At 70.4% G+C, this 25,370-nt stretch carries 22 protein-coding genes; 13 read left to right on the top strand and 9 right to left on the bottom strand.

Annotated elements, in window-relative coordinates:
• Positions 1–4: 4 nt before the first annotated feature.
• Positions 5–661, bottom strand: a complete 657-nt coding sequence (locus BM252_RS02890; RefSeq protein WP_093383441.1) for a class I SAM-dependent methyltransferase — start codon at positions 659–661, stop codon at positions 5–7.
• A gap of 239 nt (positions 662–900) precedes the next feature.
• Here BM252_RS02890 and BM252_RS02885 point away from each other — a divergent pair, with 239 nt between their 5' ends.
• From BM252_RS02885 to BM252_RS02875, 3 genes are all read left to right on the top strand, one after another.
• Positions 901–1,665, top strand: a complete 765-nt coding sequence (locus BM252_RS02885; protein ID WP_245774060.1) for an N-acyl amino acid synthase FeeM domain-containing protein — start codon at positions 901–903, stop codon at positions 1,663–1,665.
• A 125-nt stretch (positions 1,666–1,790) separates the two neighbouring features.
• The gene (locus BM252_RS02880; RefSeq protein ID WP_245774059.1) at positions 1,791–2,555 is read left to right on the top strand and encodes an N-acyl amino acid synthase FeeM domain-containing protein; all 765 of its coding nucleotides are present in this window, start codon (positions 1,791–1,793) and stop codon (positions 2,553–2,555) included.
• Between the two features lies 1 nt (position 2,556).
• Positions 2,557–3,432, top strand: a complete 876-nt coding sequence (locus tag BM252_RS02875) for a ThiF family adenylyltransferase (RefSeq protein ID WP_093383438.1) — start codon at positions 2,557–2,559, stop codon at positions 3,430–3,432.
• 36 nt (positions 3,433–3,468) lie between these two features.
• On the opposite strand, the gene prsT is transcribed toward BM252_RS02875, so the two are convergent.
• The 8 genes from prsT to BM252_RS02835 all read right to left on the bottom strand — a co-directional run bounded on the left by prsT (position 3,469) and on the right by BM252_RS02835 (position 12,372).
• Positions 3,469–6,240: an XrtA/PEP-CTERM system TPR-repeat protein PrsT gene (gene prsT / locus BM252_RS02870; protein ID WP_093383436.1), complete on the bottom strand. Its 2,772-nt coding sequence runs from the start codon at positions 6,238–6,240 to the stop codon at positions 3,469–3,471.
• A gap of 150 nt (positions 6,241–6,390) precedes the next feature.
• Positions 6,391–7,434 carry a nitroreductase family protein gene (locus tag BM252_RS02865; RefSeq protein ID WP_093383433.1) on the bottom strand — a complete coding sequence of 348 codons (1,044 nt, stop codon included), beginning with the start codon at positions 7,432–7,434 and terminating at the stop codon, positions 6,391–6,393.
• Between the two features lie 92 nt (positions 7,435–7,526).
• Positions 7,527–8,414 (bottom strand): flocculation-associated PEP-CTERM protein PepA, encoded by an 888-nt coding sequence (gene pepA / locus BM252_RS02860; protein WP_093383431.1) that lies wholly within the window; start codon positions 8,412–8,414, stop codon positions 7,527–7,529.
• A 203-nt stretch (positions 8,415–8,617) separates the two neighbouring features.
• Positions 8,618–9,712, bottom strand: a complete 1,095-nt coding sequence (locus BM252_RS02855; protein ID WP_093383427.1) for a nucleotidyltransferase domain-containing protein — start codon at positions 9,710–9,712, stop codon at positions 8,618–8,620.
• Complete coding sequence (locus BM252_RS02850) at positions 9,709–10,644, bottom strand: HprK-related kinase A (RefSeq protein WP_217429866.1); 936 nt, start codon at positions 10,642–10,644, stop codon at positions 9,709–9,711. The genes BM252_RS02855 and BM252_RS02850 overlap by 4 nt, the downstream gene beginning before the upstream one ends.
• A complete protein-coding gene (locus BM252_RS02845; protein ID WP_245774083.1) occupies positions 10,638–10,913 on the bottom strand; it encodes an HPr-rel-A system PqqD family peptide chaperone in 276 nt (91 codons plus the stop codon). Before BM252_RS02845 ends, BM252_RS02850 begins: the two co-directional genes overlap by 7 nt.
• Positions 10,914–10,950: 37 nt before the next feature.
• Entirely contained in the window at positions 10,951–11,529 is a 579-nt protein-coding gene (locus BM252_RS02840; protein ID WP_139236256.1) for a hypothetical protein, read from the bottom strand.
• Positions 11,530–11,742: 213 nt separating this feature from the next.
• On the bottom strand, positions 11,743–12,372 hold the full coding sequence (locus BM252_RS02835) for an XrtA/PEP-CTERM system exopolysaccharide export protein (RefSeq protein WP_093383419.1): 630 nt from the start codon (positions 12,370–12,372) through the stop codon (positions 11,743–11,745).
• Between the two features lie 353 nt (positions 12,373–12,725).
• Between BM252_RS02835 and BM252_RS02830 the strand changes: the two genes are divergently transcribed.
• The 10 genes from BM252_RS02830 (at position 12,726) to BM252_RS02785 (ending at position 25,363) form a co-directional block, all read left to right on the top strand.
• Positions 12,726–14,261 carry an XrtA system polysaccharide chain length determinant gene (locus BM252_RS02830; RefSeq protein WP_093383417.1) on the top strand — a complete coding sequence of 512 codons (1,536 nt, stop codon included), beginning with the start codon at positions 12,726–12,728 and terminating at the stop codon, positions 14,259–14,261.
• Between the two features lie 29 nt (positions 14,262–14,290).
• Entirely contained in the window at positions 14,291–15,220 is a 930-nt protein-coding gene (locus tag BM252_RS02825; protein ID WP_093383414.1) for an XrtA-associated tyrosine autokinase, read from the top strand.
• A complete protein-coding gene (locus BM252_RS02820) occupies positions 15,201–16,754 on the top strand; it encodes a TIGR03016 family PEP-CTERM system-associated outer membrane protein (RefSeq protein WP_093383412.1) in 1,554 nt (517 codons plus the stop codon). Before BM252_RS02825 ends, BM252_RS02820 begins: the two co-directional genes overlap by 20 nt.
• A gap of 16 nt (positions 16,755–16,770) precedes the next feature.
• Positions 16,771–17,787 (top strand): XrtA/PEP-CTERM system-associated ATPase, encoded by a 1,017-nt coding sequence (locus BM252_RS02815; RefSeq protein WP_093383409.1) that lies wholly within the window; start codon positions 16,771–16,773, stop codon positions 17,785–17,787.
• 4 nt (positions 17,788–17,791) lie between these two features.
• Positions 17,792–18,955, top strand: coding sequence for a non-hydrolyzing UDP-N-acetylglucosamine 2-epimerase (gene wecB / locus BM252_RS02810; protein WP_093383407.1), 1,164 nt, complete (start codon positions 17,792–17,794; stop codon positions 18,953–18,955).
• 70 nt (positions 18,956–19,025) lie between these two features.
• The gene (locus tag BM252_RS02805) at positions 19,026–19,847 is read left to right on the top strand and encodes an XrtA system polysaccharide deacetylase (RefSeq protein WP_093384182.1); all 822 of its coding nucleotides are present in this window, start codon (positions 19,026–19,028) and stop codon (positions 19,845–19,847) included.
• On the top strand, positions 19,844–20,953 hold the full coding sequence (locus tag BM252_RS02800) for a FemAB family XrtA/PEP-CTERM system-associated protein (RefSeq protein ID WP_093383405.1): 1,110 nt from the start codon (positions 19,844–19,846) through the stop codon (positions 20,951–20,953). Before BM252_RS02805 ends, BM252_RS02800 begins: the two co-directional genes overlap by 4 nt.
• Positions 20,950–22,239, top strand: a complete 1,290-nt coding sequence (locus BM252_RS02795; RefSeq protein WP_342742454.1) for a TIGR03087 family PEP-CTERM/XrtA system glycosyltransferase — start codon at positions 20,950–20,952, stop codon at positions 22,237–22,239. Before BM252_RS02800 ends, BM252_RS02795 begins: the two co-directional genes overlap by 4 nt.
• Positions 22,236–23,480, top strand: a complete 1,245-nt coding sequence (locus tag BM252_RS02790) for a TIGR03088 family PEP-CTERM/XrtA system glycosyltransferase (protein WP_093383402.1) — start codon at positions 22,236–22,238, stop codon at positions 23,478–23,480. Before BM252_RS02795 ends, BM252_RS02790 begins: the two co-directional genes overlap by 4 nt.
• Positions 23,468–25,363, top strand: a complete 1,896-nt coding sequence (locus tag BM252_RS02785; protein ID WP_093383400.1) for an XrtA/PEP-CTERM system amidotransferase — start codon at positions 23,468–23,470, stop codon at positions 25,361–25,363. The genes BM252_RS02790 and BM252_RS02785 overlap by 13 nt, the downstream gene beginning before the upstream one ends.
• Positions 25,364–25,370 lie beyond the last annotated feature (7 nt).

Genomic DNA, 25,370 nt, shown 5'->3' with positions numbered 1-25,370 from the left:
CAGCTCAGGCCGGCGCGCCGGGCGCCGCCACCACCGCGTACTGGATGAAGCGGGTGTCGGCCAGGTAGCCGGGGAACAGGCGGAAGGCCAGGCGGCGCCACAGCTGCGGCGTCCACCAGCTCTCGTTGATGCCGGCCAGCTGCTCGACGGTGTAGCCGTTCTGCTCGAACAGGCGGGGAATGCTCTTGCGGGTGAAGAAGCGCAGGTGGGTCAGGTCGCGCACGCCGTTGGCCTCGTAGCGGAAGTCCTTGTCGAGCAAGATGTGCTCGAGGTTGTCGATGTGGCGCAGGTTGGGGATCGAGGCGACCACCTTGCCGCCCGGCTTGAGCTTGGCCATGGCGGCGCGCAGCGCCGCGCCCGGATCGCTCATGTGTTCGAGCACGTCGTTGAAGAAGATGGCGTCGAAGTGGCCGTCCGGCACCAGCTCGGCCGAAAAGGCGCCGACCAGCACGCGGTCGAGGTGGGCGGCGGCGCTGGCGGCGGCCTCGGCGTTCATCTCGACGCCCCACACCTCGGCCACGCCGAGCCGCTTGAGCGAGCGGCCGAAGGCGCCGGTGTGGCAGCCGACGTCGAGCACGCGGCGCGCGCCGGCCGGCAGGTAGGGGTGCATCTCGTTGCGCGGATAGTCGCCGTAGATCGGCGCGCTGGCGGATTGGTTCATGGTGGCTCGGCGGGGGCGATGGATGATGTCTTTATTGTAATGTCATTAATTGCCGGAAGCCTAGACATTTTTCCGCCGGCGGCCCGCCAGGCCTTGCCCAGCCACGTTCCGCGCACGCTCGAGCCCGTATCGTGCGGGGCTGTTGCCGCCTATTCCGCTAGTATTCCGCTGGCGCGGCCGCTGCGCTGGCGCACGGCGGCTCGCGCCCCGAACCACCGCACGCCACGAGGAACCGTTGGATGGAAAACCGCATCAACTCACCCCACGCGCCGGACTGCGGCGCGGAGCAGTACGGCTCGGCCATCGTGCAGGACATCAAATGGCTGCCCGGCGGCGAACCGGTGGCGGGCGCCGCCGCCTCGTTCGGCATCCACCTGGCCGACCTGGAGGCGGCGCGCCACGCCTCGAGCCAGTTGATCAACAAGCGCTACCTGTGGCGCGGCTACGGCGAGCAGCGCCAGCTCGAGGCCCAGCCGCAGCGCGTCACCCTGGCCGCCTCCGGCCAGGGCCGCCTGTTCGGCACCGTCAGCCTGACCACCGACTCGGCCGCCGGCATCCAGGCCGACGCCGTGTTCAAGGCCGAGATCGACGCCTACCGGCGCGGCGGCGCCCGCGTCTGCGAGGTGACCAAGCTGGCCATCGACCCGGTGCCCCATCCCAAGCTGGCGCTGGCCTCGCTGTTCCACATCCTGTTCCTCTACGCCCGCAAGATCCACCACTGCAGCGACGCCTTCGTCGAGGTCAATCCGCGCCACCGCCGCTACTACCGGGACATGCTCGGCTTCGAGCAGGTCGCCGGCAGCCGCTACAACCCGCGCGTCGACGCCACCGCCTACCTGTTGCGCGTCAGCCTGGACTACATGGAGCAGCAGATCGCCGCGCTCGGCGGCAGCGGCGCCGACGGCGCCGACGGCGCCGACGGCGCCGCGCGCTCGCTCTACCCGTATTTTTTCGGCCGCGCCGAGGAGGCCGACATCACCCGGCGCCTGTTGGCGTTGCGCTGAGGCGACGCGGCCTCCGGGGTGCGCTGAAAAATTCAAAATTGCTAATATTCTGGGTAAAAGGCGTGTATATTATGACAACGTGCAACATGCTACGCGCGCGCGCGCGGCCACCCCGGGAGGAGCAGATGAATCACAAGTCCGATGCAAACGATACCGTTGAGCAGCGCCGCGCCGAGGCCGCTCCGGCCGACGCGGCGGCCGCCGGCGAGGCCGGCGAGGCCGGCGAGGCCGGCGTGGTCGACCTGGTCACCAACAACCGCGCCTTCGGCCTGCGCATGGCCGACACCGTCGAGGGCCGCAACAAGGCCAGCCTGCTGATCAACCGCATGTACGCCTGGCGCGGCTATGCCGGCAGCCACACCCTGGCCGAGGACCCGAACCGCATCACCCTGACCGCCACCGACAAGGGCGACGCGGTCGGCACGCTGACACTGGGCATCGACTCGCCGCTCGGCCTGCTGGCCGACGAGATCTTCCGCGACGAGATCGCGCCCTACCGCCAGCCCGGCCGCAAGCTGTGCGAGATCACCAAGTTCGCCTTCGACCCGCGGGTGCGCTCGAAGGAGCCGATGGCCGCGCTGTTCCACCTGTCGACGCTGATGGCGCGCGACATCCACGGCTGCACCGACCTGTTCATCGAGGTCAACCCGCGCCACCGCGCCTTCTACGAGAACAAGCTCGGCTTCACCAGCCTGGGCGAGCCGAAGACCAATCCGCGCGTCAACGCGCCGGCCTACCTGCTGTGGCTCAGCTACGCCTACGTCACCGAGCAGATCAACCGCTACGGCGGCAACCCGCACGCGGCGGCCGGCAACCGTTCGTTCTATCCGCTGTTCTACTCGCCGCGCGAGGAGAAGGGCCTGATCGCCCGCCTGCGCGAAAACCGCTGAGATGGCGGCCGCCTTCGACTACCAGCAGGCGTTCTCGCGCAACATCGGCTGGCTCACGGCCGACGAGCAGGCCAGGCTGCGCGGCAAGCGCGTCGCCATCGGCGGCATGGGCGGGGTCGGCAGCGTGCACGCGGTGACCCTGGCGCGGCTCGGCGTGGGCGCCTTCCACATCGCCGACTTCGACACCTTCGACCTGCCCAACTTCAACCGCCAGGTGGGCGCCACCATGTCCAGCCTGGGCCAGCCCAAGGTCGAGGTGGTGGCGCGCATGATCCGCGACATCAACCCCGAGGCCGACATCGAGGTCTTCGCCCACGGCGTCAACGAGGCCAACCTGGAGCGCTTCCTGGCCGGCGTCGACTACTACCTCGACAGCTACGACTTCTTCGCCTTCGACGTGCGGCAGAAGACCTTCGCCCGCTGCGCCGAGCTGGCCATCCCGGCCAGCACGGCGGCGCCGCTGGGCATCGGCACGGCGCTGCTCAATTTCCTGCCCGGCCACACCACCTTCGAGCAGTACTTCCAATGGGGCGACCTGGGCGAGGACGACAAGGCGATCCGCTTCCTGGTCGGCCTGGCGCCGGCCGGCCTGCACCGGCCCTACCTGGTGGTGCCGGCGGCGGTCAACCTGGCCGAGCGGCGCGGCCCGTCGACCATCATGGCCTGCCAGCTGTGCGCCGGCCTGGCGGCGGCCGAGGCGATGAAGATCCTGCTGGGCCGCGGCAAGGTGCGGGCGGCGCCGCACGGCATGCAGTTCGACGCCTACCGCGGCAAGCTGGTGCACACCTGGCGCCCCGGCGGCAGCAGCAATCCGCTGCAGCGCCTGGCCATCGCCATCGGCAAGCGCATGTACCTGAAGGCGCTCGGCAAGGCCTGAGCCGGGCCGGCGCCAGTCCGGCGCCGGCGCCGGCCGCTACAGCTTGGCCAGCATGGCCTTGACCTCGGCGTGCTGGGCGAAGGCCTTGTCGAGGCCGATCAGGCGCGCGATCTCCTGCTTGGCGCCGAGCTTGTCGCCGGCGCGGAACAAGCCCACCGCCAGATGGTAGCGCAGGTCGGCCGACTGGCTGGCCAGCGTGGTGGCCTGGCGCAACAGCGGCAGGCCGCGCGCGGCGTCGCCCTGTTCCAGTAGGATCCAGCCCAGCGTGTCGAGCACGGCCGGGTTGTCGGCGGCCAGGCGGTAGGCCCGCTCGGCGTAGGGCAGGCCGCGGGCGTCCTTCTGCCGGGCGTAGGCCCAGGCCAGGTTGTTGAGCGCGTCGATGTTGTTCGGCTCGATCTGCAGCACCGCCTGGTAGGCGGCGATGGCGGCGCCCTGCTGCGGCGTCTGGTCCAGCGTGGCGGCGTACAGGCGCGCGCTGACGTTGCGCGGCCGCTCGGCCAGCCACTGCGCCAGCAGCTGGTCGGCCTTGCCGCGTTGGCCGGCCTGGTCCATCGCCTGGTGCAGCTTGATGACGGCGATCGGCGCGTCGCGGCCGCGCGCGTAGGCCCGCTCGAAGGCGGCCGCGGCCGCCGCCGGCTTGGCCTGGCCGAGCAGCACGTCGCCCTCCAGCAGGTGGCCGACCGGTAGCTTGGGCAGGCTGGTTTGCAACTGGCGGGCGATCTGCAGCGCCGCCTCCGGCTTGCCCCGGCGCACCTCCAGCGCCGCCAGCGCCATCTGCGCCTCGACGAAGTCGGGCTTCAACGCCAGCGTGCTCTTGAGGGCGGCGGCGGCGGCCGGCAGCTGGTTCATCGTCATGTACAACTGGGCGATGCGGAACTGCGTGCCGTACGAGGCCGGCAGCAGCTTGGCCAACTGGCTGAAGGCCTCCAGCGCGCCGGCCTGGTCGCCGGTGGCCGTCAGCGTCTGCGCCAGCAGGTCGATCACCTCGGGCTTGCCCGGGTTGCTCGTTTGCAGGTTCTTGGCGATGGTCAGCGCCTTCTGCGGCTTGCCCCTGGCGTTGTAGAACTGCGCCAGGCGGACCGCCGGGTCGGCCTCGGCCGGGTCGACGTTGTAGGCGCGCTCGAGCCAGTTGGCGGTGTCGGCCTCGTCGTTGCGCGCCGCCGCCAGGCTGGCCAGCGCCGTCATCGCCTGCGTGCTCTTGGGCTCCTGCGCCAGCAGCGCGCGCAGGCGCTTGACGGCCTCGTCCGGGTGCCGCTCCAGCATGTCCAGCTTGGCCAGGCTGGCCGTGGCGGGGAAGAAGAAGGCCTGCTTGGCCAGCGCCCGCTCGAAGTCGGCGCGGGCGCCGCGCAGGTCCTTCTGCGCCAGGCGGATCTCGCCCTTCAGGTTCGGCAGCACCGGGTTGTCCGGCGCGTTCTTCTCCAACTCTTCGGCGACGGCCAGCGCCTTGGCGAACTCGCCCAAACGCAGCTGGGTCATGGCCAGCAGCACGCCGGCCTGGGAGGATTTCTTGTCGAGGCCGTTGGCCACCTCGAGCTCGCGCACGGCGCGGCCGTTGTCGCCCTGGGCCAGCCGGCTCAGGCCCAGCGCGGTGTGGATGGGCGCCTCCCGCGGCGCCAGCGTGCTGGCCTTGGCCAGGTAGTCGCCGGCCTTGGCGTACTGCTTGAGCTTCATGGCGGCCTCGCCGGCCAGCGCGTACAACTGGGCGTCCTGGCCGCCGTCCTTGAGCAGCGGCGCCAGCAGGGTCGCCGCCTCGGCGCCGCGCTCGAGCTTGAGCAGCGTCGAGGCCAGCAGCTTGCGGGCGTACAGGCTCTTCGGTTCGATCTCCAGGTACTTGCGCAGGTACTGCTCGGCCTGGGTCATCGAGCCCAGGTTGAACTGCACGGCGCCGGCCAGCAGGATGGTCGGCGCGTGTTCGGTGGCGGTGCTGAGGATCTGTTGCAGCGACTCCATCGCCGCCTGGTTGCGGCCCTGGGCGTAGTCCAGCCTGGCCTGGGCGTAGAACATCTGCAGGCCGTGCGGCGTGCTCTTGCGCGCGGCGGCGATCTCGGCCCCGGCCCGCGGGTAGTCGCCCTGGCCGATCAGCAGATGGGCCTTCATCAGGCGGGCGGCGGCGTTGTCCGGACTGAGCTTGAGGATCTGGTCGTAGGCGGCCAGCGCCGCCGCCGTCTGCTCCTGGGCGCGCAGCATCTCGCCCTTGAAGAACCACGCGTCCAGGTTGCCCGGGTTGGCGGCGATGGCGCGCTCGACGTGGCGCGCGGCGCCGTCCAGGTCCTGCTCGCCCAGCGCGTGGCGGGCCAGCCCGATCAGCGCGTCGGCGTCGTCGGCGCGCAGGCGCAGCGCCGCCTCGAACGCCGCCCGCGCCGGGGCCGCCTGGCCCAGGCCCAGGTGGGCCTTGCCGCGCAGGTTGAGCAGCGCCGGCTGGTTTTGCGCGTCGGCGCCGGCGCTCTCGTCGAGCACCTTCTGGAACTGGCCCTGGCTGAGCAGGGCCTCGCCCAGCGCCCGCCCGGCGGCCAGCGGCTCGGCCTTCAGCGCCAGCGCGCGGCGCGCCTCCTTCTCGGCCGAGGCGGCGTCGCCGATGTCGTTGTACAGCTTGGCCAGCAGCAGGCGCGCCTCGGCGTTGTCCGGACTCTGCGCCACGGCGTTCTTGAGCTGGATCAGCGCCGCCTTGTTGTCGCCCTGCTGCAGGTATTGCTTGGCCTCGACGAGCAAGGCGGCGGCCGATTGCGTCCCTTCGCAGGCGGCGAGGGAGATGGCCAGCGCCAGAACGGCGGCGCTGAGTCTGGCGATTCGAAGCGTGCTACGCGGCATATGTTTCCCTGTCAAATAGGCCTGGCGGCAAGGGCCGCCGCGTGGCGCGGCGGATTCCCGCCGACGAAGCAGTGTAGCAAACAATCATAGCAAAATGCTATTGCCTTTATGGAAATCCGCCGCCGTCCGGCCGCCTGTTGCGCCGCCGCCTCAGGCCGCGCCGGCGTCCTCGAACACCGCCTCGAGCGGCAGGCGGCGCGAGCGCAGCGGCGGGTCGGCCGGATAGCCGACCCGCAGGACCATGTGCAACATGCTGCCCCGGTCCAGTCCCAGCAGCTCGGCCAGCTCCCGCTCGACGGCCGCCATCTTGCCGTCGAAGCCGGCGGCCAGGGTGCCGTCGCGGCGCCGGTTGAGCTGGTCGGTGACGACGTAGTAGGGTTGCGCGGCGATGCCCTGCAGGTTCAAGGCGGTCCAGGCCCGCGTCATGCGCCGGCCGGCGTCGATGATGCTGGCGCGGTCGCCGCCGCCGCTGACGCACAGCAGGCCGGGCGCGGCGGCGATCAGCTTGACCTCCGACAGGGCCAGCAGCTTGTAGGCGCCGACGCGGTTCAGCATGGCCATTCGCGGCCAATGGGAGATGAAGCGCAGCATCTGCCGGCCGCCAGGCGGCAGGCCCAGGCTGTCGACGTCCAGGCCGTCGCCGCGGGCCACCTGCTGCGGCGTGTGGCGCAGGCTGTCGAACAGCCAGTCGTGCAGCGCGTGGTTGCAAAAGCGCGCCTCCGAGCACAGCCGCACCAGCCGCACCAGGCGTTTGCGCTGGCCGCGCTCGACCAGCAGGCGCAACGCGCCGTCGTCGCCCAGGCCGAGCTGGGAGACCAGGTCGGCCGGCAGCGGCGTGGCGCGGAAGGCGAGCCGGTTGGTGTGGCGCAGCAGCGGGCCGTCCGGCGCGCTGAAGCGCGCCGGCAGCCGCGGCAGGGCCAGCGTGGCGTAGGGCTGGCCGCCGTCCTGGCCCATGCGCCAGTCGGCCGCCACGCCGTTGGCGGCCAGCGCCATGTCGAGGTTTTCCAGCACCGCGCCGACCGCCATCAGGGTGGCGTGGCTGTCGGCGTCGAACACGCCGCCGCCGGCGTGCCGCTCGGCGTAGTGCAGCGACAGCTCTTGGCCGTTCCAGCGCAGTCGCACCGGCTGGCTGTTGTCGGCCGACGGCGCCAGCGCGCCGATGCGCGCCAGTTGGGGGATGAAGTTCGCGTTCATAGGCAGGTCCAAATGGCAAAAAAACAGCCCGCCGAACACGACGGGCTGTCGACGGCGGGCGAACCCGGCGCTAGTGCGGCACCACACTAGGTTTAGGCGCTGCGGCGGCGGCCGGCGGCGACCATGCCCAGCAGGCCCAGGCCGACCAGGGCCAGGGAGCCCGGCTCGGGGATCTTGTTGAAGTCGACGTTGCCGACCGCCTGGTTGATGGCCAGCAGGCCGCCATTGGTGGCCGGACCCTGGGTGGTGTTGTTGAAGGCGTCGAAGGCGACGCCGTAGAACGGTTTCGGCGAGGAGAAGAAGTTGCTGCCGATGTCGTTGGCGCAGGCCGCCGCGGCGATCGTCGTGCCAGCCAGGTTGGCGATGCCGGCGCCGCTGCAGGTGGCGAAGGTCTGGATCGAGTTGAGGAAGGCGCCGCCCAGGGCGTTGATGCCCGACACGCCCTGCACCAGGTTGCCGACGGCCAGCAGGATGTCGTCGCCGCCGACGTCGGCGACGGTCGCCTCGGTGCCCAGGCCGGCCGCGCTGGACGGAACGTAGGTGTTTTGGTTGTGCGGATCGGCCCAGAACTGGAAGTCCAGCTGGGTCACTTTTTGCGCGCTGCCGGGGGTGTTGATGGTGCCCGAGACCAGCACGTCCTTGAGCTGGAAGCGCACGAACAGGCCGTAGTTGATGTCCAGGCCGGTGCTCAGTGGAGCGAGGCCGACGCTGTTCAGAGCGAAGCCGCTCAGGTCGATCCAGCCGCTGCCGGTGTGGGTGTTGCCCACGGTGTGCAGCAGCTCCGACGAGGTGCCGCCGATCTGGTTGGCCTGGAACGGCGTGTTGGGGCCGATGATGGGGCCGCCCAGGCCCAGCGCGCTCGGGTCGATGGTGAAGATTGGCGCGGTCGGTGCCGCCAGCGCTTGTGAAGTGGTGCCCAGCAGTATCATCGCGCCGGCAAGGGCGGACAGCGCGTATTTTCGGGCCAGTGGCATGTGCATGAGAGATCTCCTCGATCGGGTGGAATGTTGAATCGCTTTTTTGAACCGCTGAAGCCGGTACACCAGTCTTTAAGCAGAAATCGGGCCAGGGCATCACTATTGAGGTAAATCAATGACTTGCATCGTCGTCCTTGCTGGTGGATGCCGGCCGTGTAAAGAAATCCGACACCGTCCGCCCGCCGCCACGCCGCCACGCCGCCGGCCTAGGCCGGGTCGGCCGCCGCCTCGGCCCGCGGCGACAGCAGGGCCTTGTGCAGCAGGTGGCGCGCCAGCAGCAGCGGCGGCATGCGCAGCCAGTTGCCGCGCACGTACAGCAGGAAGCGGGCGGCGCCGCCGAGACGGTCGTCGCAGCTGGCATGGCGCGGCAGCAGGGCGCGGTGGAACAGCGCGTCCATCAGCGCCAGCCGCCAGCGGCCCGGCGCGGCGGCGGCGCCGGCCTCGCGCAGATAGGCCGGCACCGGCGTGTGCAGCAGCCGCGCGCTGTAGCGCAGGGCGTAGAACAGCGGCCGCTGCAGTTGCAGGCGGGCGGCCCGTTCGGCCAGGCGCGGGTAGAAGCCGGCCTCGGCACCGTATTGCAGCAGCAGGCGGTGGATGTCGACCAGGTCGCGCAGGCCGTGGCTCAATTCACTGTCGTAGAACAGGTGGGTGGCGCTGTGCAGCACCAGGTCGAGCGGCGCCAGCGTGCGCAGCCCGGGCCGGCCCGGCAGCGGGGGCGCCGCCGCGCGCAGCAGCGCCGGATCGGGCCGCGCGGCGGCGGTCGGCGGCAGGATGGCGTGGTGCACGTCGATGAAGCTCTGCCGCCGCGCGTGCTGCATCGGCGGCAGCTCGTGCATCCACTCGCGGTAGTAGCGCTGGTCGTAGGCGTCGTGGTGCTGGGCCACCCAGCCGTGCAGCATCAGCGCCGCCTCGACCTCGTCCAGGTTTTCCTTCGGCACCAGGATGTCGATGTCGGAGAACAGCCGGCCGCGCCCGTTGGGCAGGCCGGCCAGGGCGTAGGCGGCGCCCTTCAGCAGGATCAGCGGCAGGCCCAGGCCGTCGAGGGCGCGGGCGATCTCGCGCACCTCCCACTGCACCGCCTGGGCGTGGCGCTCGGCCAGCGCCTGCGCCCACAGCAGGTGGGCGCGCGGCCGCCGCGGCACCTGCTCGAGCAGCTGGCGCTCGGCCAGCATGGCGGCCAGGCCGGCCAGCAGGTGGGCGGCGCCGGCCTGGCGCAGCAGCAGGTCCCAGTCGCCGCCGTCCAGGCCGACGCAGCGCTCCGGCTGGCGCATGGCGCGCAGGATCAGCGGCGTCGGCTTCATGCGGCGCGCTCGGCCAACTGCTGGCCGGCCAGGCGCTCGAACAGCGCCAGGGCGTCGTCGAGCCGGCCGTATTCCAGGGCGTAGCCGGCGCTGGCCTCGACCACGCGGCCGAGCGCGTCGAAGCCGCGCCGGCCCAGCAGGCTGTAGTTGAAGCTGTTGCCGGCCACGCGCATGAAGGTCTGCGCCCGGCTCAGCGGGTCCAGGCGCACGGCGGCGCCGGCGCGGTACTGCGGGAACACCAGCCAGGCCGCGCGGGCCGTCTCGGCGGCGCGCGCCACGCTGTCGGCCGGCGCCTTCAGGTGCGCCACCGTGCCCTTGACGGTGTCGCGCACCGCCGGGCTCAACACGGCGTCGCCGAGGTAGTCGCGGATCACCGCGATCGAGCCGTTCTTCAGGCTCACCGGGCGCGGCAGCGGCACCAGCGCGCCGTCGGCCAGGCGGATCAGGGTCAGCTCGTCGGACAGCAGACGCCAGCCGCCGCGGCCGACCAGGGCGGCGCACAGCGTGCTCTTGCCCGAGCCGGGCGGCGCCGGCAGGATCGCCGCGCGGCCGTGCTTTTCCACCACGGCGGCGTGGACGATGAGGTACTCGTGGGCGCGGCTCGAGACGCACCAGTTCAAGCCCCATTCGAACATCGGGAAGGCCTGCGCCAGCGGCAGCGGCTGGAACAGCGAGGCGCCGTCGTACAGCAGGCGCACCTGCGGCTTGAACCAGCGGCGCAGGCCGGCCGGCCGTTCCAGGCTGAGGCGGAAGTCGGCGAAGTCGTCGGCCGCCAGCAGCGGGTAGTCGGGGTACAGCAGGCCGATGCCGCGCGCCACGCTGCCGATGCGGCTGCGCAGGCAGACGCTGAAGCCGGCGGTGCGCAGGTGCAGGCCGTCACCGGCCAGGCGTCCGGCCAGCTCGGCCTGACTGAGCGCGGCCACCGTCAGCATGGCGCCGTGTCGATCAGCGCCAGGCGGCGCAGGTCGTCGAGCATGGCCTCGAGCTCGGCGGCCGGCGCGGCGCGCGTCGCCGCCGCCGGCGCCTCGGCGCCCTCGTGCAGCGCGGCCAGCAGGGCGGCCGTGTCGGCCTCGCCCTGTTGCAGCCGGCGCAGCACCAGCATGGCGTCGGCGCCGAGCAGGTGGGTGTCGCCCGACAGGTTGTTGTAGACCACGAACTCGCCGTCCCAGTGGCGGCTGGCCGCCAGCTGGCCGGCGCTCATGCGCCACACGGGACCGCTGCGGCCGGCGGCGCCGGCCTCAAGACATGGTTCCCGACAGGTAGAAGGCGATGTCATAGGCGTACCAACGTTTGCCGGCCACCGGCGCGTAGTAGCCCCTGGCCTGGAATTCCTTCCAGATGTTTTGCAGCATCGGCAGGTTCTGGAAGCTGCTCAGCTTGGCCAGCACGTTCAGGTGGGCGGCCACCAGGTACTGGCCGATCTTTTGGTTGTCGAAGGACTGGCCGGACAACATCTGCTGCAAGGTCGCGTTCTTGTAGCTGCCGAACGCGCTGTTGCAGGGGAAGAGGGCGCTGAACTTGGTGGTCTTGGCGAGGTGGTTGGGCCAGTTCGCGCTGCGCTTCCAGTAGCTCGGCGAGCGGCCCGAGCAGACCGTCTTCGGCACCTGCTGGCTCTGCAGCGCGCCGGACAGGAAGCCCGACGGCGAGCGGCAGATGTCGCAGGCCATGCCGGGCTGGCTGGCGACGGTGAGCAGCACGCCGGAGGCGGCCACGCCGGCCGTGGCCAGGCGCCGGCGCGCCTGGCCGGCCGGGCTCAGCGCGGGAGTGCCGGCCGGCGCGGGCGCTTGCTGCTGGTCGGACGATTCATGCATAACCATTTCACTCCTGAAAATATGACGGCGCGCGAACGGCCGCGGCCGTCGCTTGGTGTTGTGTTGCAAAGCAATATGTGCGCCATGCAAGTCACGCCGCCGCGCCGCCTGTGTGAAATCAAGGGCTTAGCGGCGGCGGCGCCGGGCGTTGCGTGTGCATCGTGCAAGCCGCCGGGTAGAAGTGTAAAGTTTTCCGACACTTCCCCAAGGCAACCCGCATCAGAAGAAGCTCTCCGGTATCACCAGCACGTCGCCCGGGCGCATCGGCAGGTTGGCCGAGATGTCGCCTTCGCGGATCAGATCGCTCAAACGCACCGCCAGCTTGTGCTGCTTGCCGTCGATGGTGCGGATGATGCTGGCGCGGTTGCCGGCGGCGAACTCGGTGACGCCGCCGACGGCGATCAGCACGTCCATCAGCGACATGTCGCGCCGGTACGGCAGCGCCTGCGGCCGCGCCGCCTGGCCGATGACGCGGATCTGCTCCGAATAGATGCCGACGAAGCCGGTGACGATCACCGTCACCATCGGCTCCTGCAGGAACTTGGCCAGCTTCTTCTCGATGTCGCGCGCCAGCTGGGTCGAGGTCTTGCCGCTGGCCTCGAGGTCCTCGACCAGCGGCGTGGTGATCATGCCGTCGGGCCGCACCGGCACCGTCATCGACACCTCGGGGTTGTGCCAGACCATGATGTTGATGTTGTCGCCGGGACCGATGCGGTACTCGCTGGCGACCACGGCGGCGTCGGGCGGCGCGGCCGGGCCCTGGCGCAGGCTCGAGCAGGCGCTCAGCGCCAGCAGCAGCAGCGGGGCGGCGCGGCGCGCCCAGGACGTTCTCGATTGCACAAACCTCATGGCGTTTTCCTCTCAGGTAGAAGCAAAGCATGCATAGGAAGCATGCAGTGTTTTCTTTTTTACATGTTTATTTTATACCACAATGGCTGCTTTCGGCCGTTGTTGAAAATGAATTTTTTTCGCCTCCGGCGGCGCCGCGCGGACCAGCCGGACAGGTCGGCGGCAGGCCGGCGGCGAGTCGGCGGACCCTGCCCACGCCCGGGCAGGGTGGCTATTAGATGTTAGTTTTGAAATAAATTTATAACAACATATCTTGCCTGGTTCAGGTATTATAGGCATCTTGAAATGCTATTTAAACAACGTTCGCGGGCCTCGCTCGGGATGTCGCAACCCTACTTTGGTGACTTGAACCGATGGCTGAATTGATAGCGATGTTGCTGGCCTTTTTGAAGGCGATCGCCAAGTACCGCTGGTACGCGGTGGCGATCAGTTGGCTCGTCGGCATTGCCGGCGGCGTCTATGTGTACCGCCTGCCGGCCGACTACCAGGCCTCGGCGCGGGTGTACGTCGACACGCAGAGCATCCTCAAGCCGCTGATGGCCGGCATGACCACCCTGCCCAACGTCGAGCAGCAGGTGATGTTCATGCGCCGCACCCTGATCAGCCGGCCCAACGTCGAGCGCGTCATGCGCATGGTCGACCTCGACGTGCAGGCCAAGAGCTCCAACGAGCACGAGCGCCTGGCCGACGAGCTGATGGCGCAGATCAAGGTCGGCGGCACCGAGCGCGACGACATCTACACGATCTCCTACAACAATCCCAAGCCCAAGCTGGGCAAGGACGTGGTGCAGTCGCTGCTGACCATCTTCGTCGAGGGCAGCTTCGGCGGCAAGAAGCAGGACTCGGAGAAGGCGGTGCAGTTCATCGACGAGCAGATCAAGAACTACGAGGAGAAGCTGGCCGCCGGCGAGAACACGCTGAAGGACTTCAAGATCCGCAACATGGGCCTGCTGCCGCGCCAAGGCAGCGACTATTCGAGCAAGCTGGCCGAGCTGACCGACCACCTGAGCCAGGCCAAGCTGGAGTACACCGAGGCGGAGATGTCGCGCAACGCCATCAAGCGCCAGATCGCCGGCGAGGACCCGGTCCCGGTCGGCGGCGCCGCCGCCGAGCCCGTGCTGGTCAATCCCGAGCTCGACGCGCGCATCTCGGCCATCAACAAGAACCTCGACGGCTTGCGCCTGCAGTACACCGAGAACCATCCGGACATCGTCTCGGCCAAGCGCCTGATCGGCCAGCTCGAGGCGAACAAGCGCGAGGAGGCCAAGAAGACCCGCGTCACCGACCCCGGCGCCAGCTACAGCCCGATGCTGCAGCAGATGAACGTCGCCCTGTCGGTGGAGGAGGCGCGCATGGCCGGCCTGAAGGCGCGCGTGGCCGAGTACGCCACGCGGCTGGCGCGGCTGCAGTCGCAGAGCACGGCGGCGCCCGAGGTCGAGGCCCAGCTGGCCCAGCTCAACCGCGACTACCAGGTCAACAAGGAGAACTACGAGAAGCTGGTCAACCGGCGCGAGGCGGCCAAGCTGTCGGGCGACCTGAGCTCGGCCACCGACATGATGAGCTTCCGCGTCATCGACCCGCCCAGCGTGCCGCTGGTGCCGGCCGGGCCGAACCGGCCGCGCCTGTACGCGATGGTGCTGGCGGCGGCGCTGGCGGCCGGCGTCGGCGGCGCGCTGTTGATGAGCCAGATCCGGCCGACCTTCCTCAGCCAGCACAGCCTGCGCGAGGTGAGCGGCCTGCCGGTGCTGGGCAGCGTGAACATGAACTGGACCCAGGCCGAGACGGTCAAGCGGCGCCGCCGCCTGTACGCCTTCGGGCTGGCGGTGCTCTCGCTGGTGAGCACCTATTGCGGAGTGATCGGCCTGGCCATCCTCCGCCCATCCTTGTAGCCGGACCAACGCAGCAGTGTGAGGACAGCATGAGCATTATCGAGAAAGCGGCGGGGCGGATCGAGCACGGCCGACAGGAACGGGCGCCGGCCCAGGCGCGCGCCGCCGACAGTTCGGCCGGCGCCGGCCCGGCGCGCGGCGCGCAGCACGGCCACGGCGCCGCCACGGCCACCGCCATGCCGGCGCCGGCGCCGTCCGCTGCGCCGGCGCCAAGCGCGCCGGGCGCGCCGCCACGGCGCACCCGCGAGGTCGAGCTGGACCTGGCGCGCATGCAGGAGCGCGGCCTGATCACCGTGGCCGGCGGGCGCACCCTGCTGGTCGAGGACTTCCGCGTCATCAAGCGGCCGATCCTGAAGAAGGCCTTCCCCGGCGGTACCGCCGTGCTGCCCAGCAACCTGGTGATGATCACCAGCGCGCTGGCCGGCGAGGGCAAGACCTACTGTTCGATCAACCTGGCGATGAGCATCGCCATGGAGCTCGACCACACCGTGCTGCTGATCGACGCCGACGTGGCCCGGCCCTCGGTGCTGAAGGCGCTCGGCCTGTCGCCGCAACCGGGCCTGATGGACCTGCTGCTCGACGACAGCCTGGACCTGGCCGACGTGATGTTGCGCACCAATGTCAACACCCTCAGCATCCTGCCGGCCGGCACCGCCAACCTGCGCGCCACCGAGCTGCTGGCCAGCCAGAGCATGAAGGCGCTGGTGCAGGAGATCGCCCAGCGCTACCCCGACCGCATCGTCATCTTCGATTCGCCGCCGCTGCTGTTGACCAGCGAGGCGCGCGTGCTGGCCGGCCACATGGGCCAGATCGTGGTGGTGGTCGAGTCGCAGCAGACCACCCAGCACGCCGTGCTGGAGGGCCTGCGCCGCCTCGAGGGCTGCGACAACGTCAGCCTGATCTACAACAAGAGCCGCGACTTCGCCGGCACCGAAACCTATGACTACCACTATGGGTAGAGCGCCGGCGCGCGGCGCGCCGCGGCGGCGCCTGCTGGCGGCCGTGCTGGCGCTGCTGTTCGCGCCGGCCAGCCGGGCCGAACTGGTGTTCAGCCCGGCCGTCGAGCTGCGCGCCAGCGCCACCGACAACGCCAACATGGCGCCGCCCGAGCGCGCCCACGGCCGCGTGGTGGCGGAGGTGGCGCCGGGCTTCAGCCTGAGCGAGCAGACCGCGCGGCTGAACCTGAAGCTGGCCTACCAGCTGCGCTTCTACACCGGCGGCGGCGACGACGCCAACAGCCAGCGCCACCAGAGCCAGTTGCAGGCCAGCGCCAAGGCGCGCCTGCTGGAGGACTGGCTGTTCCTCGACGGCGCCGCCTCGATCAGCCAGCAGAGCACCTCGGCCTTCGGCCCCCAGCAGGGCGACAACGGCTACAGCACGCTCAACCGCAACGAGGTGCGCACCCTCAGCATCAGCCCCTATCTGCGCCGCCGCCTGGGCGCCGGCGCCGACCTGGAGCTGCGCTACACGCGCGACCAGGTCGACTCCAACAACGCCGCCTTCGGCCGCAGCCAGTCGGACCAGCTGTTCGCCAGCCTGGCCAGCGGGCCGGCCTTCCGCAGCCTGGGCTGGGGCCTGCAGCTGAGCAAACTGCGCCAGCACGACAGCGTGGCGCCCGACTCGAGCAGCAGCGGCGCCAACGGCTCGCTCAGCTACGGCGTCAGCCCGAGCCTGAACCTGAGCCTCGGCGCCGGCTACGACAAGATGGACTTCGGCCTGGGCGGCGTCAGCCAGGGCCGCTCCTGGACCACCGGCCTGCGCTGGGCGCCGACCCTGCGCAGCAGCCTGCAGCTGAGCCACGGCCGGCGCTACTACGGCGCCAGCAACGGCCTGTCGCTGCAGCACCGCAGCCGCAACACCGTGTGGAGCGCCCACTACGACGACTCGGTCACCACCAGCCGCTCGCAGTTCCTGCTGCCGGCCGCCGTCAGCACGGCCGAGCTGTTGAACCGGCTGATGTCGGCCACCATCAGCGACCCGCTGCTGCGCGCCCAGGCCGTCGAGGCCTACATCCGCGCCAACAGCCTGCCGCGCTCGTTGGCCACCAGCGTCAACTACTTCAGCAACCGCTACAGCCTGCAAAAGCAGTTGCAGGCCTCGGTCGGCCTGAACACGGCGCGCACCATCACCATGCTCAGCGTGTACGACACGCGGCGCAGCGCCCTGTCGGCGCGGCAGAGCGACAGCGCGCTGCTCGGCAGCAGCAGCGAGACCCTCAACGACGACACCCGCCAGCGCGGCGCCAGCGTGGCGCTCAACTGGCACCCCTCGTCGCGCTTCGGCGCCACCCTCAGCGCCGACCTGAGCAACACCCGTTCGCTCTCGACCGGCCTGGGCAGCCGCCAGCGCAGCCTGCGCCTGCAGCTCAACCGCCAGTTCCAGCCCCGCCTGAGCGGCAACCTCGAGCTGCGCCGCGTGCACGGCGACGGCCTGTCGGGCGCGGGCGCCTACACCGAGAACGCCGTGGCGCTCTCGATCTCACTGAAGTTATAAGCGGAGCGCACCAGCGATGTACGAGACATACTACGGACTCAGCGGAAGGCCCTTCAGCCTGCGTCCCGACCCCCACTTCTTCTTCGGCAGCAAGGGCCACACGCGCGCCATGGCCTACCTCGAGTACGGCCTGTCGCAGGGCGAGGGCTTCATCGTCGTCACCGGCGAGATCGGCGCCGGCAAGACCACGCTGGTGCGCACCCTGTTCCAGCAGATCGAGTCGGACGGCTTCGTCGTCGCCCACATCGTCAACACCCAGCTCAACTGCGACGACACCCTGAAGATGGTGGCCAGCTGCTTCGGCCTGCCCTGCGAGGACGGCGCCAGCAAGCCGGTGATCCTGGCCCGGCTGGAGACCTTCCTGCGCGGCTGCGGCGCCCAGGGCAAGCGCGCCCTGCTGGTCATCGACGAGGCGCAGAACCTGACGCCGCGGGTGGTCGAGGAGCTGCGCATGCTGTCGAACTTCCAGACCGACAGCGAGTCGCTGCTGCAGACCTTCCTGCTCGGCCAGCCCGAGTTCCGCGTCACCCTGCATCGGCAGGACATGCAGCAGCTGCGCCAGCGCGTCATCGCCAGCTACCACCTGGGGCCGATGGACCAGGCCGACACCCAGTCCTACGTCGAGCACCGCCTGTGCACCGTCGGCTGGCAGGACGACAAGCTGTCCTTCACCGCCGACGCCCAGGCCGCCATCTACGCCTATAGCGGCGGCATCCCGCGCAAGACCAACCACCTGTGCGACCGCCTGCTGCTGATGGGCTTCCTCGAGGAGATCCGCCACTTCACGGCGGCCGAGGTGCAGATCGTGGTGCAGGACATCGAGCAGGAGTTCGGCCAGCCTGTCCAGCCCGAGGGCATCGCCGCCGTCGCCCTCGACGAGGGCGAGACGGCGATCTTCTCCAACCAGTACCCGGCGCTGCTCGACGAGCGCATCCTGCGGGTCGAGAAGACGCTCGGCTCGGTGCTCAGCGTACTGAAAAAGATCGTCCGCGGCCAGGCCGTGGCCAATCTATCCGTCGACAATCTGGAGTGACACCATGACCGCAACCCAGCACCCGCCGCTGCGCATCCTCTGCGTGGTCGGCGCCCGGCCCAACTTCATGAAGATCGCGCCCATCCTGACGGCGCTCAAGGCGCACGCGCCGGCCGTCGAGGCGCGCCTGCTGCACACCGGCCAGCACTACGACGTGGCGATGAACAGCCAGTACTTCGAGGCGCTCGGCATCCCGGCGCCGGACGACAACCTCGAGGTCGGCTCCGGCAGCCACGCCGCGCAGACCGCCGAGGTGATGCTGCGCGTCGAGAAGGTGATCGACCAGTACGCGCCCGACGCCCTGCTGGTGGTGGGCGACGTCAACTCGACCCTGGCTTGCGCCCTGGTGGCGGCCAAGAAGGGCATCGCCGTGGTCCACGTCGAGGCCGGCCTGCGCAGCGGCGACCGCGCCATGCCCGAGGAGATCAACCGGGTGCTGACCGACCAGCTGTCCGACCTGCTGTTCACCACCGAGGAGGGCGCCTTTGACAACCTGCGCGCCGAGGGCGTCGCCGCCGAGCGCATCCACTTCGTCGGCAACGTGATGATCGACACGCTGCTGCACAACCTGCCGCGCGCCGTGCCGGCCACCAGCCTGGCCGCGCAGCACGGCCGGCCCGGCTTCGGCGCCGGCCCGGGCGGCTACGGCGTGCTGACGCTGCACCGCCCCAGCAACGTCGACCAGCCCGAAACGCTGGCCGCGCTGCTCGACACGGCGCTGCGGATCGGCGCCACCACGCCGCTGATGTTCCCCGTGCACCCGCGCACCCGCGCCGCCATCGAGCGCTTCGGCCTGGGCGGCCGGCTCGACGCCGCCGCCATCCTGCCGATGCCGCCGCTGGGCTACCTGGAGATGCTCGGCCTGATGAAGGACGCCCGCGTCGTGCTGACCGACTCCGGCGGCATCCAGGAGGAGACCACCGCGCTCGGCGTGCCTTGCATCACGCTGCGCGAGAACACCGAGCGGCCGATCACCGTCGAGCAGGGCACCAACACCATCGCCGGCACCGACCCGGCGCGCATCCTGGCGCTGCACGCCGCCCTGCTGGCCGACGGCGGCAAGCGCGACCGCCAGCCGCGCCACTGGGACGGCCAGGCCGCCGTGCGCATCGCCGCCATCCTGCTCGACTGGCTGGAGCGGCGCCGTGGAGGCGGTCATGGCGCCTGAGTCGAGCGCTTCCGGCGCCGGCCTGGCCGGCTTGCGGCTGGCCGGCGCGCCGGCCAGCATCCGCAACGCCATGACCATCGACGTCGAGGACTACTTCCAGGTGTCGGCCTTCGCCCCCTTCATCACGCCGGACAGCTGGCCGCAGCGCGAATGCCGGGTCGAGGCCAACATCGAGCGCATCCTGGCCATCCTGGAGCAGGGCGGCGCCAGCGCCACCTTCTTCACCCTGGGCTGGATCGCCGAGCGCTACCCGGCCATGGTGCGCCGCATCGTGGCGGCCGGCCACGAGCTGGCCAGCCACGGCTACGCCCACCTGCGCGCCAGCGACCAGGAGCGCGCCGCCTTCGGCGACGACGTCCGCCGCAGCAAGACCATCCTGGAGGACCTGGCCGGCCGGGCTGTGCTCGGCTACCGCGCCCCCAGCTTCTCGATCGGCGCCGCCAATCTGTGGGCGCTCGACGAGCTGCAGGCGGCCGGCTACCGGTACAGCTCGAGCATCTACCCGATCAGCCACGACCACTACGGCATGCCGCAGGCGCCCCGTTTCGCCTTCCGGCCGAACGGCCCGGACGGCCTGCTGGAGGTGCCGATCACCACCGTTAGGTTGCTCAACCGCAACCTTCCGGTCGGCGGCGGCGGCTATTTCCGCCTGCTGCCCTACGCGCTGTCGCGCCGGCTGATGCGCCGCGTCAACCGGCACGACGGCCAGGCGGCGATCTTCTATTTCCACCCCTGGGAGCTGGACACCGGCCAACCGCGCCAACATCTCGCCGGCGTCAAAACGCGCTTTCGCCACTACGTCAACATTGCACGCATGGAGGGCCGGATCCGGGCGCTGACGCGCGATTTCGCCTGGGACCGGATGGACCGCATTTTCTTGGAGAAGGCATGAACATGATGATAGACGCGCCGGCCGGCCGCCTCGACGCCGCGCCGAGCGCCGGCGCCGGCCGCCCGCACCAGCAGTTGCACCTACAACTGATGCGGCCGGGCGACCAGGCCCGCTGGGACGCCTTCGTGCAGCGCTGCCCGGAGGCGACCTTTTTCCACCGCGCCGGCTGGCAGCAGGTGATCGAACAGGCCTTTGGCCACCGCACCTGGTTCTACTACGTCGAGCAGGACGGCCAGATCCAGGGCGTGCTGCCGCTGGCGCAGATGAAGAGCCGGCTGTTCGGCCACGCGCTGGTGGCGCTGCCGTTCTGCGTCTACGGCGGCGTGGCCGCGCTGTCCGAGCCGGCCCGCGCCATGCTCGACCAGGCCGCCCAGCGGCTGGCCAAGGAATTGGGCGCCGGCCACCTCGAATACCGCCATCTGAACCCGGCGCCGCGCGCCGGCGCCGACTGGCACGGTAGCGATTTGTACGTCACCTTCCGCAAGGCCATCGTCGCCGACGACGAGGCGAACCTGAACGCCATCCCGCGCAAGCAGCGCGCCATGGTGCGCAAGGGCATCAAGTGCGGCCTGCAGGGCGTGGTCGAGCAGGACGTCGAGCGCTTCTTCACCGCCTACGCCAACAGCGTGCACCGGCTCGGCACGCCGGTCTTCCCCAAGCGCTATTTCGCCCTGCTCAAACAGGTCTTCGGCGACGACTGCGAGGTGCGCAACATCCTGCGCGGCGACGAGCTGGTCGGCGGCGTGCTCAGCTTCTTCTTCCGCGACGAGGTGCTGCCGTACTACGGCGGCGGCATGCCGTTGGCGCGCGAGGTGGCCGGCAACGACTTCATGTACTGGAATTTGATGCAGGCCGCCGCCGCGCGCGGCTGCCGCGTATTCGACTTCGGCCGCAGCAAGCGCGGCACCGGCGCCTACGACTTCAAGCACAACTGGGGCTTCGAGGCGACGCCGCTGGCCTACGCCTACCAGCTGCACGCCGCGCGCGCGCTGCCGGACGTCAATCCACTGAATCCGAAGTACCAGTTGATGATCAAGGTCTGGCGCCGCCTGCCGCTGGCGGTGGCGAACTTTATCGGCCCGTTTATCGTCAAGGGCCTGGGATGACGCAGATGGACGAGTTGCTGTTGTTGGTGCACCGCATGCCATACCCCCCGAACAAGGGCGACAAGATCCGCTCCTACCACCTGCTGCGCCAGTTGACGCAGCACTACCGCGTCCACCTCGGCACCTTCATCGACGACGCCGACGACTGGCGGCACGTGCCGCAGGTGCGCGCGCTGTGCGCCTCGGCCTACTTCCTGCCGCTGTCGCCGCTGCGCGGGCGCCTGCGCAGCCTGCGCGCGCTGCTGGCCAACCGCGCCCTGTCGCTCGACTTCTATAGCGACAGCCGGATGCGCGCCTGGGTCGCCGCCACCATGGCCGAGCGCCGCATCGCCCGCGTGGTGGTGTTTTCGGCGGCGATGGCGCAGTACGTGCCGCAGGGGCCCGGCCTGCGCAGCGTGGTCGACTTCTGCGACGTCGACTCCGACAAGTGGCGCCAGTACGCCGAGAAGAAGCGCTGGCCGGCCAGCCAGTTGTACCGCTACGAGGCCAGCCGCCTGCTGCGCTACGAGCGCGCCGTGGCGGCGCGCAGCGACGCCGCCCTGTTCGTCTCGCGCGAGGAGGCCGCGCTGTTCGCCCAGCTGGCGCCGGAGAGCGCCGGCCACATCGGCCACTTCAACAACGGCGTCGACACGGTCTACTTCGCGCCCCAGCTCGACAGCGTCAACCCGTATCCGCCCGGCCAGCGCGCCGTGGTGTTCACCGGCGCCATGGACTACTGGCCCAACGTCGACGCCGTCGAATGGTTCGCCCGCGAGATCCTGCCGCTGGTGCGGCGCGAACAGCCGGCGGTGCGCTTCCACATCGTTGGCGCGCGGCCGACGCCGGCCGTGCTGGCGCTGGCCAGGCTGGACGGCGTCAGCGTCAGCGGCACCGTGCCCGACGTGCGGCCCTACCTGCAGCACGCCGAGCTGGCGGTGGCGCCGCTGCGGGTGGCGCGCGGCATCCAGAACAAGGTCCTCGAGGCGATGGCGATGGCGCGCACCGTGGTCGTCACGCCGCAGGCGCTGGAGGGCATCGCCGCGACGCCGGGCAGCGAATTGCTGTTGGCGAGCGACGCGGCGGCCTTCGCCAGCGCCGTCTGCCAGGCGCTGGCCCATCCCCAGGCGGGACTGGGCCGCGCCGCCCGCGCTCGCGTCGAGGCCGACTACGGCTGGAGCGCCAAGCTGGCGCCCCTGCTGGCTCTGCTGGCTGAGGCACCGGCCGCGCCGGCCGCCGCGCGCGATTCTCCCGGCGCCAAAGCGGCTTCGCCCGCTACCACCTTCGCCCTCAGCAAGGAGCCACGATGACGCAGTCCGAGATGCCCGCCGTGCCGCTGGTGGTGCACCTGATCTACCGTTTCGACTGCGGTGGCATGGAGACGCTGCTGGTCGAGCGCATCAACCGCATGCCGGCGGCCAGCTACCGCCACGCCGTCGTCTGCCTGAGCGACTACAGCCCGGCCTTCGCGCAAAGGATCACCCGGCCCGGCGTCGGCCTGCACGCGCTGCACAAGCGGCCCGGCCTGTCGCCGGCCACCCACTTGCATCTGTGGCGTTTGCTGCGCCGGCTGCGCCCGGCCGTGTTCCACAGCTACAACCTGTCGGCCATCGAGTACGCCCCGGTGGCGCTGCTGGCCGGCGTGCCGGTGCGCGTCAACGGCGCCCACGGCCGCGAGCTGGGCGACCTGGACGGCAGCAACCGCAAGCACAACTTCCTGCGCCGCCTGATGCGGCCGTTCTACCACTGCTGCTACGCCAACTCGGCCGCCATGCTGGCCTGGAGCCGCCAAGTGATCGGCGTGCGGCCGGCGCGCAGCCGCCTGCTGGCCAACGGCATCGACACCGAGCGCTTCCGCTCCCGGGCCGTCGCCGCCGGCGAGCCGGTGCTGCGCCAGTTCGACGCCGACTGCATCGTCATCGGCACGGTCGGCCGCATCCAGGACATCAAGGACCATTTCGGCCTGCTGGCCGCCTTCGTGCTGCTGCGCCAGCGCGCGCCGGAACTGGCGCCCCGGCTGCGCCTGGCCATCGTCGGCGACGGCCCGCTGCTGGCGGCGCTGCGCGGCCGCGTCGACGCCGCCGGCCTGGCCGACGTGGTCTGGCTGCCCGGTGCGCGCACCGACGTGCCGGCGCTGTTGCGCGGCTTCGACCTGTTCGCCATCTCATCTTTGGCCGAGGGCACGCCCGGCGCCGCGCTGGAGGCAATGGCCTGCGGCCTGGCAGTGGTCGGCACCCGGGTCGGCGGCATCCCCGAGGTGGTGGAGGAGGGTGTCACCGGCGCGCTGGTGCCGGCCGGCGACCCGATCGCCATGGCGGCCGCGCTGCAACGCTACGCGCTGGCGCCCGAGCTGGCGGCCGCGCACGGCGCCGCCGGCCGCGAGCGCGTGCTGCGCCACTACAGCATGGGCGCGATGGTCTCCGCCTACCAGCAACTCTACGATCAACTGCTACACGTAAAAGGCCACGTTGAAGCTCATACCGACGTCGCGGCCCTTGCCGCCGCCGACCCGGCCGAGAAGAAAAAAGGAATCGAATCATGTGCGGAATAGTAGGCATACTGGACACCCGTGGCAGCCGCAGCATCGACCCGGCGCTGCTGCGCCGGATGAACGAGACGCAGCACCATCGCGGCCCGGACGAGGGCAACGTCTACGTCGAGCCGGGCCTGGGCTTCGGCCACCGCCGCCTGTCGGTGATCGACTTGAGCAGCGGCCTGCAACCGATGGGCAACGAGGACGGCAGCGTCATGGTCTGCTACAACGGCGAGATCTACAACTACCAGGAGCTGATGGCCGAGCTGCAGGGCCTGGGCCACGTCTTCCGCACGCGTTGCGACACCGAGGTCATCGTCCACGCCTGGGAAGAGTGGGGCGCCGCCTGCGTCGACCGCTTCCGTGGCATGTTCGCCTTCGGCCTGTGGGACCGCAACAAGCGCCAGCTGTTCCTGGCGCGCGACCGGCTCGGCGTCAAGCCGCTGTTCTACGCCATGCTGCCGGACGGTATGCTGGCCTTCAGCTCCGAGCTGAAGGCACTGCGCAGCCTGCCCGGCCTGCCGCGCGCCATCGACCCCTGCGCCGTCGAGGAATACTTCGCCTTCGGCTACGTGCCCGAGCCGCGCACCATCTACCAGGGCGCGCTCAAGCTGGCGCCCGGCCACACGCTGCTGCAGCAGGTCGGCGCGCCGCTGGCCCAGCCGCACCGCTACTGGGACGTGCCGTTCAAGCCGCACCACGGCATGACCGCGCGCGACGCCCAGGGCGAGTTGATCGAGCGCCTGCGCGAGGCGGTGCGCATCCGCCTGGTGGCCGAAGTGCCGCTGGGCGCCTTCCTGTCCGGCGGCGTCGACTCCAGCGCCATCGTGGCGATGATGGCCGGCCTCAGCGACCAACCCGTCAACACCTGCTCGATCGCCTTCAACGACAAGGCCTTCGACGAGTCGGCCCACGCCGCCCAGGTGGCCCAGTTGTACCGCACCGCCCACCACGCCGACACCGTCGACACCGACGACTACGGCCTGCTCGACACCCTGGCCGACCTGTACGACGAGCCCTTCGCCGACAGCTCGGCGATTCCCACCTACCGGGTCTGCCAGCTGGCGCGGCGCCGCGTCACGGTGGCGCTGTCGGGCGACGGCGGCGACGAGAACTTCGCCGGCTACCGGCGCTACCGCTATGCCATGGCCGAGCAGGCGGTGCGCGGCCGCATTCCGCTGGCGCTGCGCCGCTCGGTGTTCGGCACCTTGGGGAAATACTATCCGAAGGCCGACTGGGCACCGCGCGTGTTCCGCGCCAAGACCACCTTCGAAGGCTTGGCGCGCGGCCTGGTGGAGGCCTATTTCCACGGCGTCTCGCTGATGAGCGACCAGATGCGCGCCCAGTTGTTCAGCAAGCCCTTCCAACAGAAGCTGCAGGGCTACCGCGCCGTCGAGGTGATGCAGGCCCACGCGCGCCGCTCGCCGACCCAGGACCCGCTGTCGCTGTTGCAGTACCTCGATCTGAAGACCTATCTGCCGGGCGACATCCTGACCAAGGTGGACCGCGCCAGCATGGCCCACGCGCTCGAGGTGCGCGTGCCGCTGCTCGACCACAAGCTGGTCGAATGGGTCTCCGGCCTGCCGCCGGAGATGAAGCTGCACGGCGGCGAGGGCAAGTATGTGTTCAAGAAGAGCCTTGAGGCGCACCTGCCGCAGGAGATCCTGTACCGCAAAAAAATGGGCTTCTCGGTGCCGCTGGCGGCCTGGTTCCGTGGCCCGCTGCGCGAGCGCATGCGCAGCGCGCTGCTCGGCCCGGTGCTGGCCGACGCCGGCATCTTCAACCGCGCCTACCTGAGCGAGATGGTCGAGCACCACGAGTCCGGCCGGCGCGACTACAGCGCGCCGATCTGGAGCCTGCTGATGTTCGAGGCCTTCCTGCGCAAGGAGGCGGCGGCATGAACGCCCA

The organism is Rugamonas rubra (genome assembly GCF_900114705.1).
GTDB lineage: Bacteria > Pseudomonadota > Gammaproteobacteria > Burkholderiales > Burkholderiaceae_D > Rugamonas > Rugamonas rubra.
This window is presented reverse-complemented; position numbering and strand designations above follow the sequence as displayed.

Coding starts and splice junctions, on each gene's coding strand:
- BM252_RS02865 (WP_093383433.1), bottom strand. CDS start 7,434: ATGAACGCGAACTTCATCCCCCAACTGGCGCGCATCGGCGCGCTGGCG.
- BM252_RS02835 (WP_093383419.1), bottom strand. CDS start 12,372: ATGAGGTTTGTGCAATCGAGAACGTCCTGGGCGCGCCGCGCCGCCCCG.
- BM252_RS02840 (WP_139236256.1), bottom strand. CDS start 11,529: ATGGTTATGCATGAATCGTCCGACCAGCAGCAAGCGCCCGCGCCGGCC.
- BM252_RS02890 (WP_093383441.1), bottom strand. CDS start 661: ATGAACCAATCCGCCAGCGCGCCGATCTACGGCGACTATCCGCGCAAC.
- BM252_RS02880 (WP_245774059.1), top strand. CDS start 1,791: ATGAATCACAAGTCCGATGCAAACGATACCGTTGAGCAGCGCCGCGCC.
- BM252_RS02805 (WP_093384182.1), top strand. CDS start 19,026: ATGACCATCGACGTCGAGGACTACTTCCAGGTGTCGGCCTTCGCCCCC.
- BM252_RS02850 (WP_217429866.1), bottom strand. CDS start 10,644: ATGCTGACGGTGGCCGCGCTCAGTCAGGCCGAGCTGGCCGGACGCCTG.
- BM252_RS02830 (WP_093383417.1), top strand. CDS start 12,726: ATGGCTGAATTGATAGCGATGTTGCTGGCCTTTTTGAAGGCGATCGCC.
- BM252_RS02885 (WP_245774060.1), top strand. CDS start 901: ATGGAAAACCGCATCAACTCACCCCACGCGCCGGACTGCGGCGCGGAG.
- BM252_RS02800 (WP_093383405.1), top strand. CDS start 19,844: ATGAACATGATGATAGACGCGCCGGCCGGCCGCCTCGACGCCGCGCCG.
- BM252_RS02785 (WP_093383400.1), top strand. CDS start 23,468: ATGTGCGGAATAGTAGGCATACTGGACACCCGTGGCAGCCGCAGCATC.
- prsT (WP_093383436.1), bottom strand. CDS start 6,240: ATGCCGCGTAGCACGCTTCGAATCGCCAGACTCAGCGCCGCCGTTCTG.
- BM252_RS02795 (WP_342742454.1), top strand. CDS start 20,950: ATGACGCAGATGGACGAGTTGCTGTTGTTGGTGCACCGCATGCCATAC.
- BM252_RS02855 (WP_093383427.1), bottom strand. CDS start 9,712: ATGAAGCCGACGCCGCTGATCCTGCGCGCCATGCGCCAGCCGGAGCGC.
- BM252_RS02825 (WP_093383414.1), top strand. CDS start 14,291: ATGAGCATTATCGAGAAAGCGGCGGGGCGGATCGAGCACGGCCGACAG.
- BM252_RS02790 (WP_093383402.1), top strand. CDS start 22,236: ATGACGCAGTCCGAGATGCCCGCCGTGCCGCTGGTGGTGCACCTGATC.
- BM252_RS02875 (WP_093383438.1), top strand. CDS start 2,557: ATGGCGGCCGCCTTCGACTACCAGCAGGCGTTCTCGCGCAACATCGGC.
- wecB (WP_093383407.1), top strand. CDS start 17,792: ATGACCGCAACCCAGCACCCGCCGCTGCGCATCCTCTGCGTGGTCGGC.
- BM252_RS02820 (WP_093383412.1), top strand. CDS start 15,201: ATGACTACCACTATGGGTAGAGCGCCGGCGCGCGGCGCGCCGCGGCGG.
- BM252_RS02815 (WP_093383409.1), top strand. CDS start 16,771: ATGTACGAGACATACTACGGACTCAGCGGAAGGCCCTTCAGCCTGCGT.
- BM252_RS02845 (WP_245774083.1), bottom strand. CDS start 10,913: ATGAGCGCCGGCCAGCTGGCGGCCAGCCGCCACTGGGACGGCGAGTTC.
- pepA (WP_093383431.1), bottom strand. CDS start 8,414: ATGCACATGCCACTGGCCCGAAAATACGCGCTGTCCGCCCTTGCCGGC.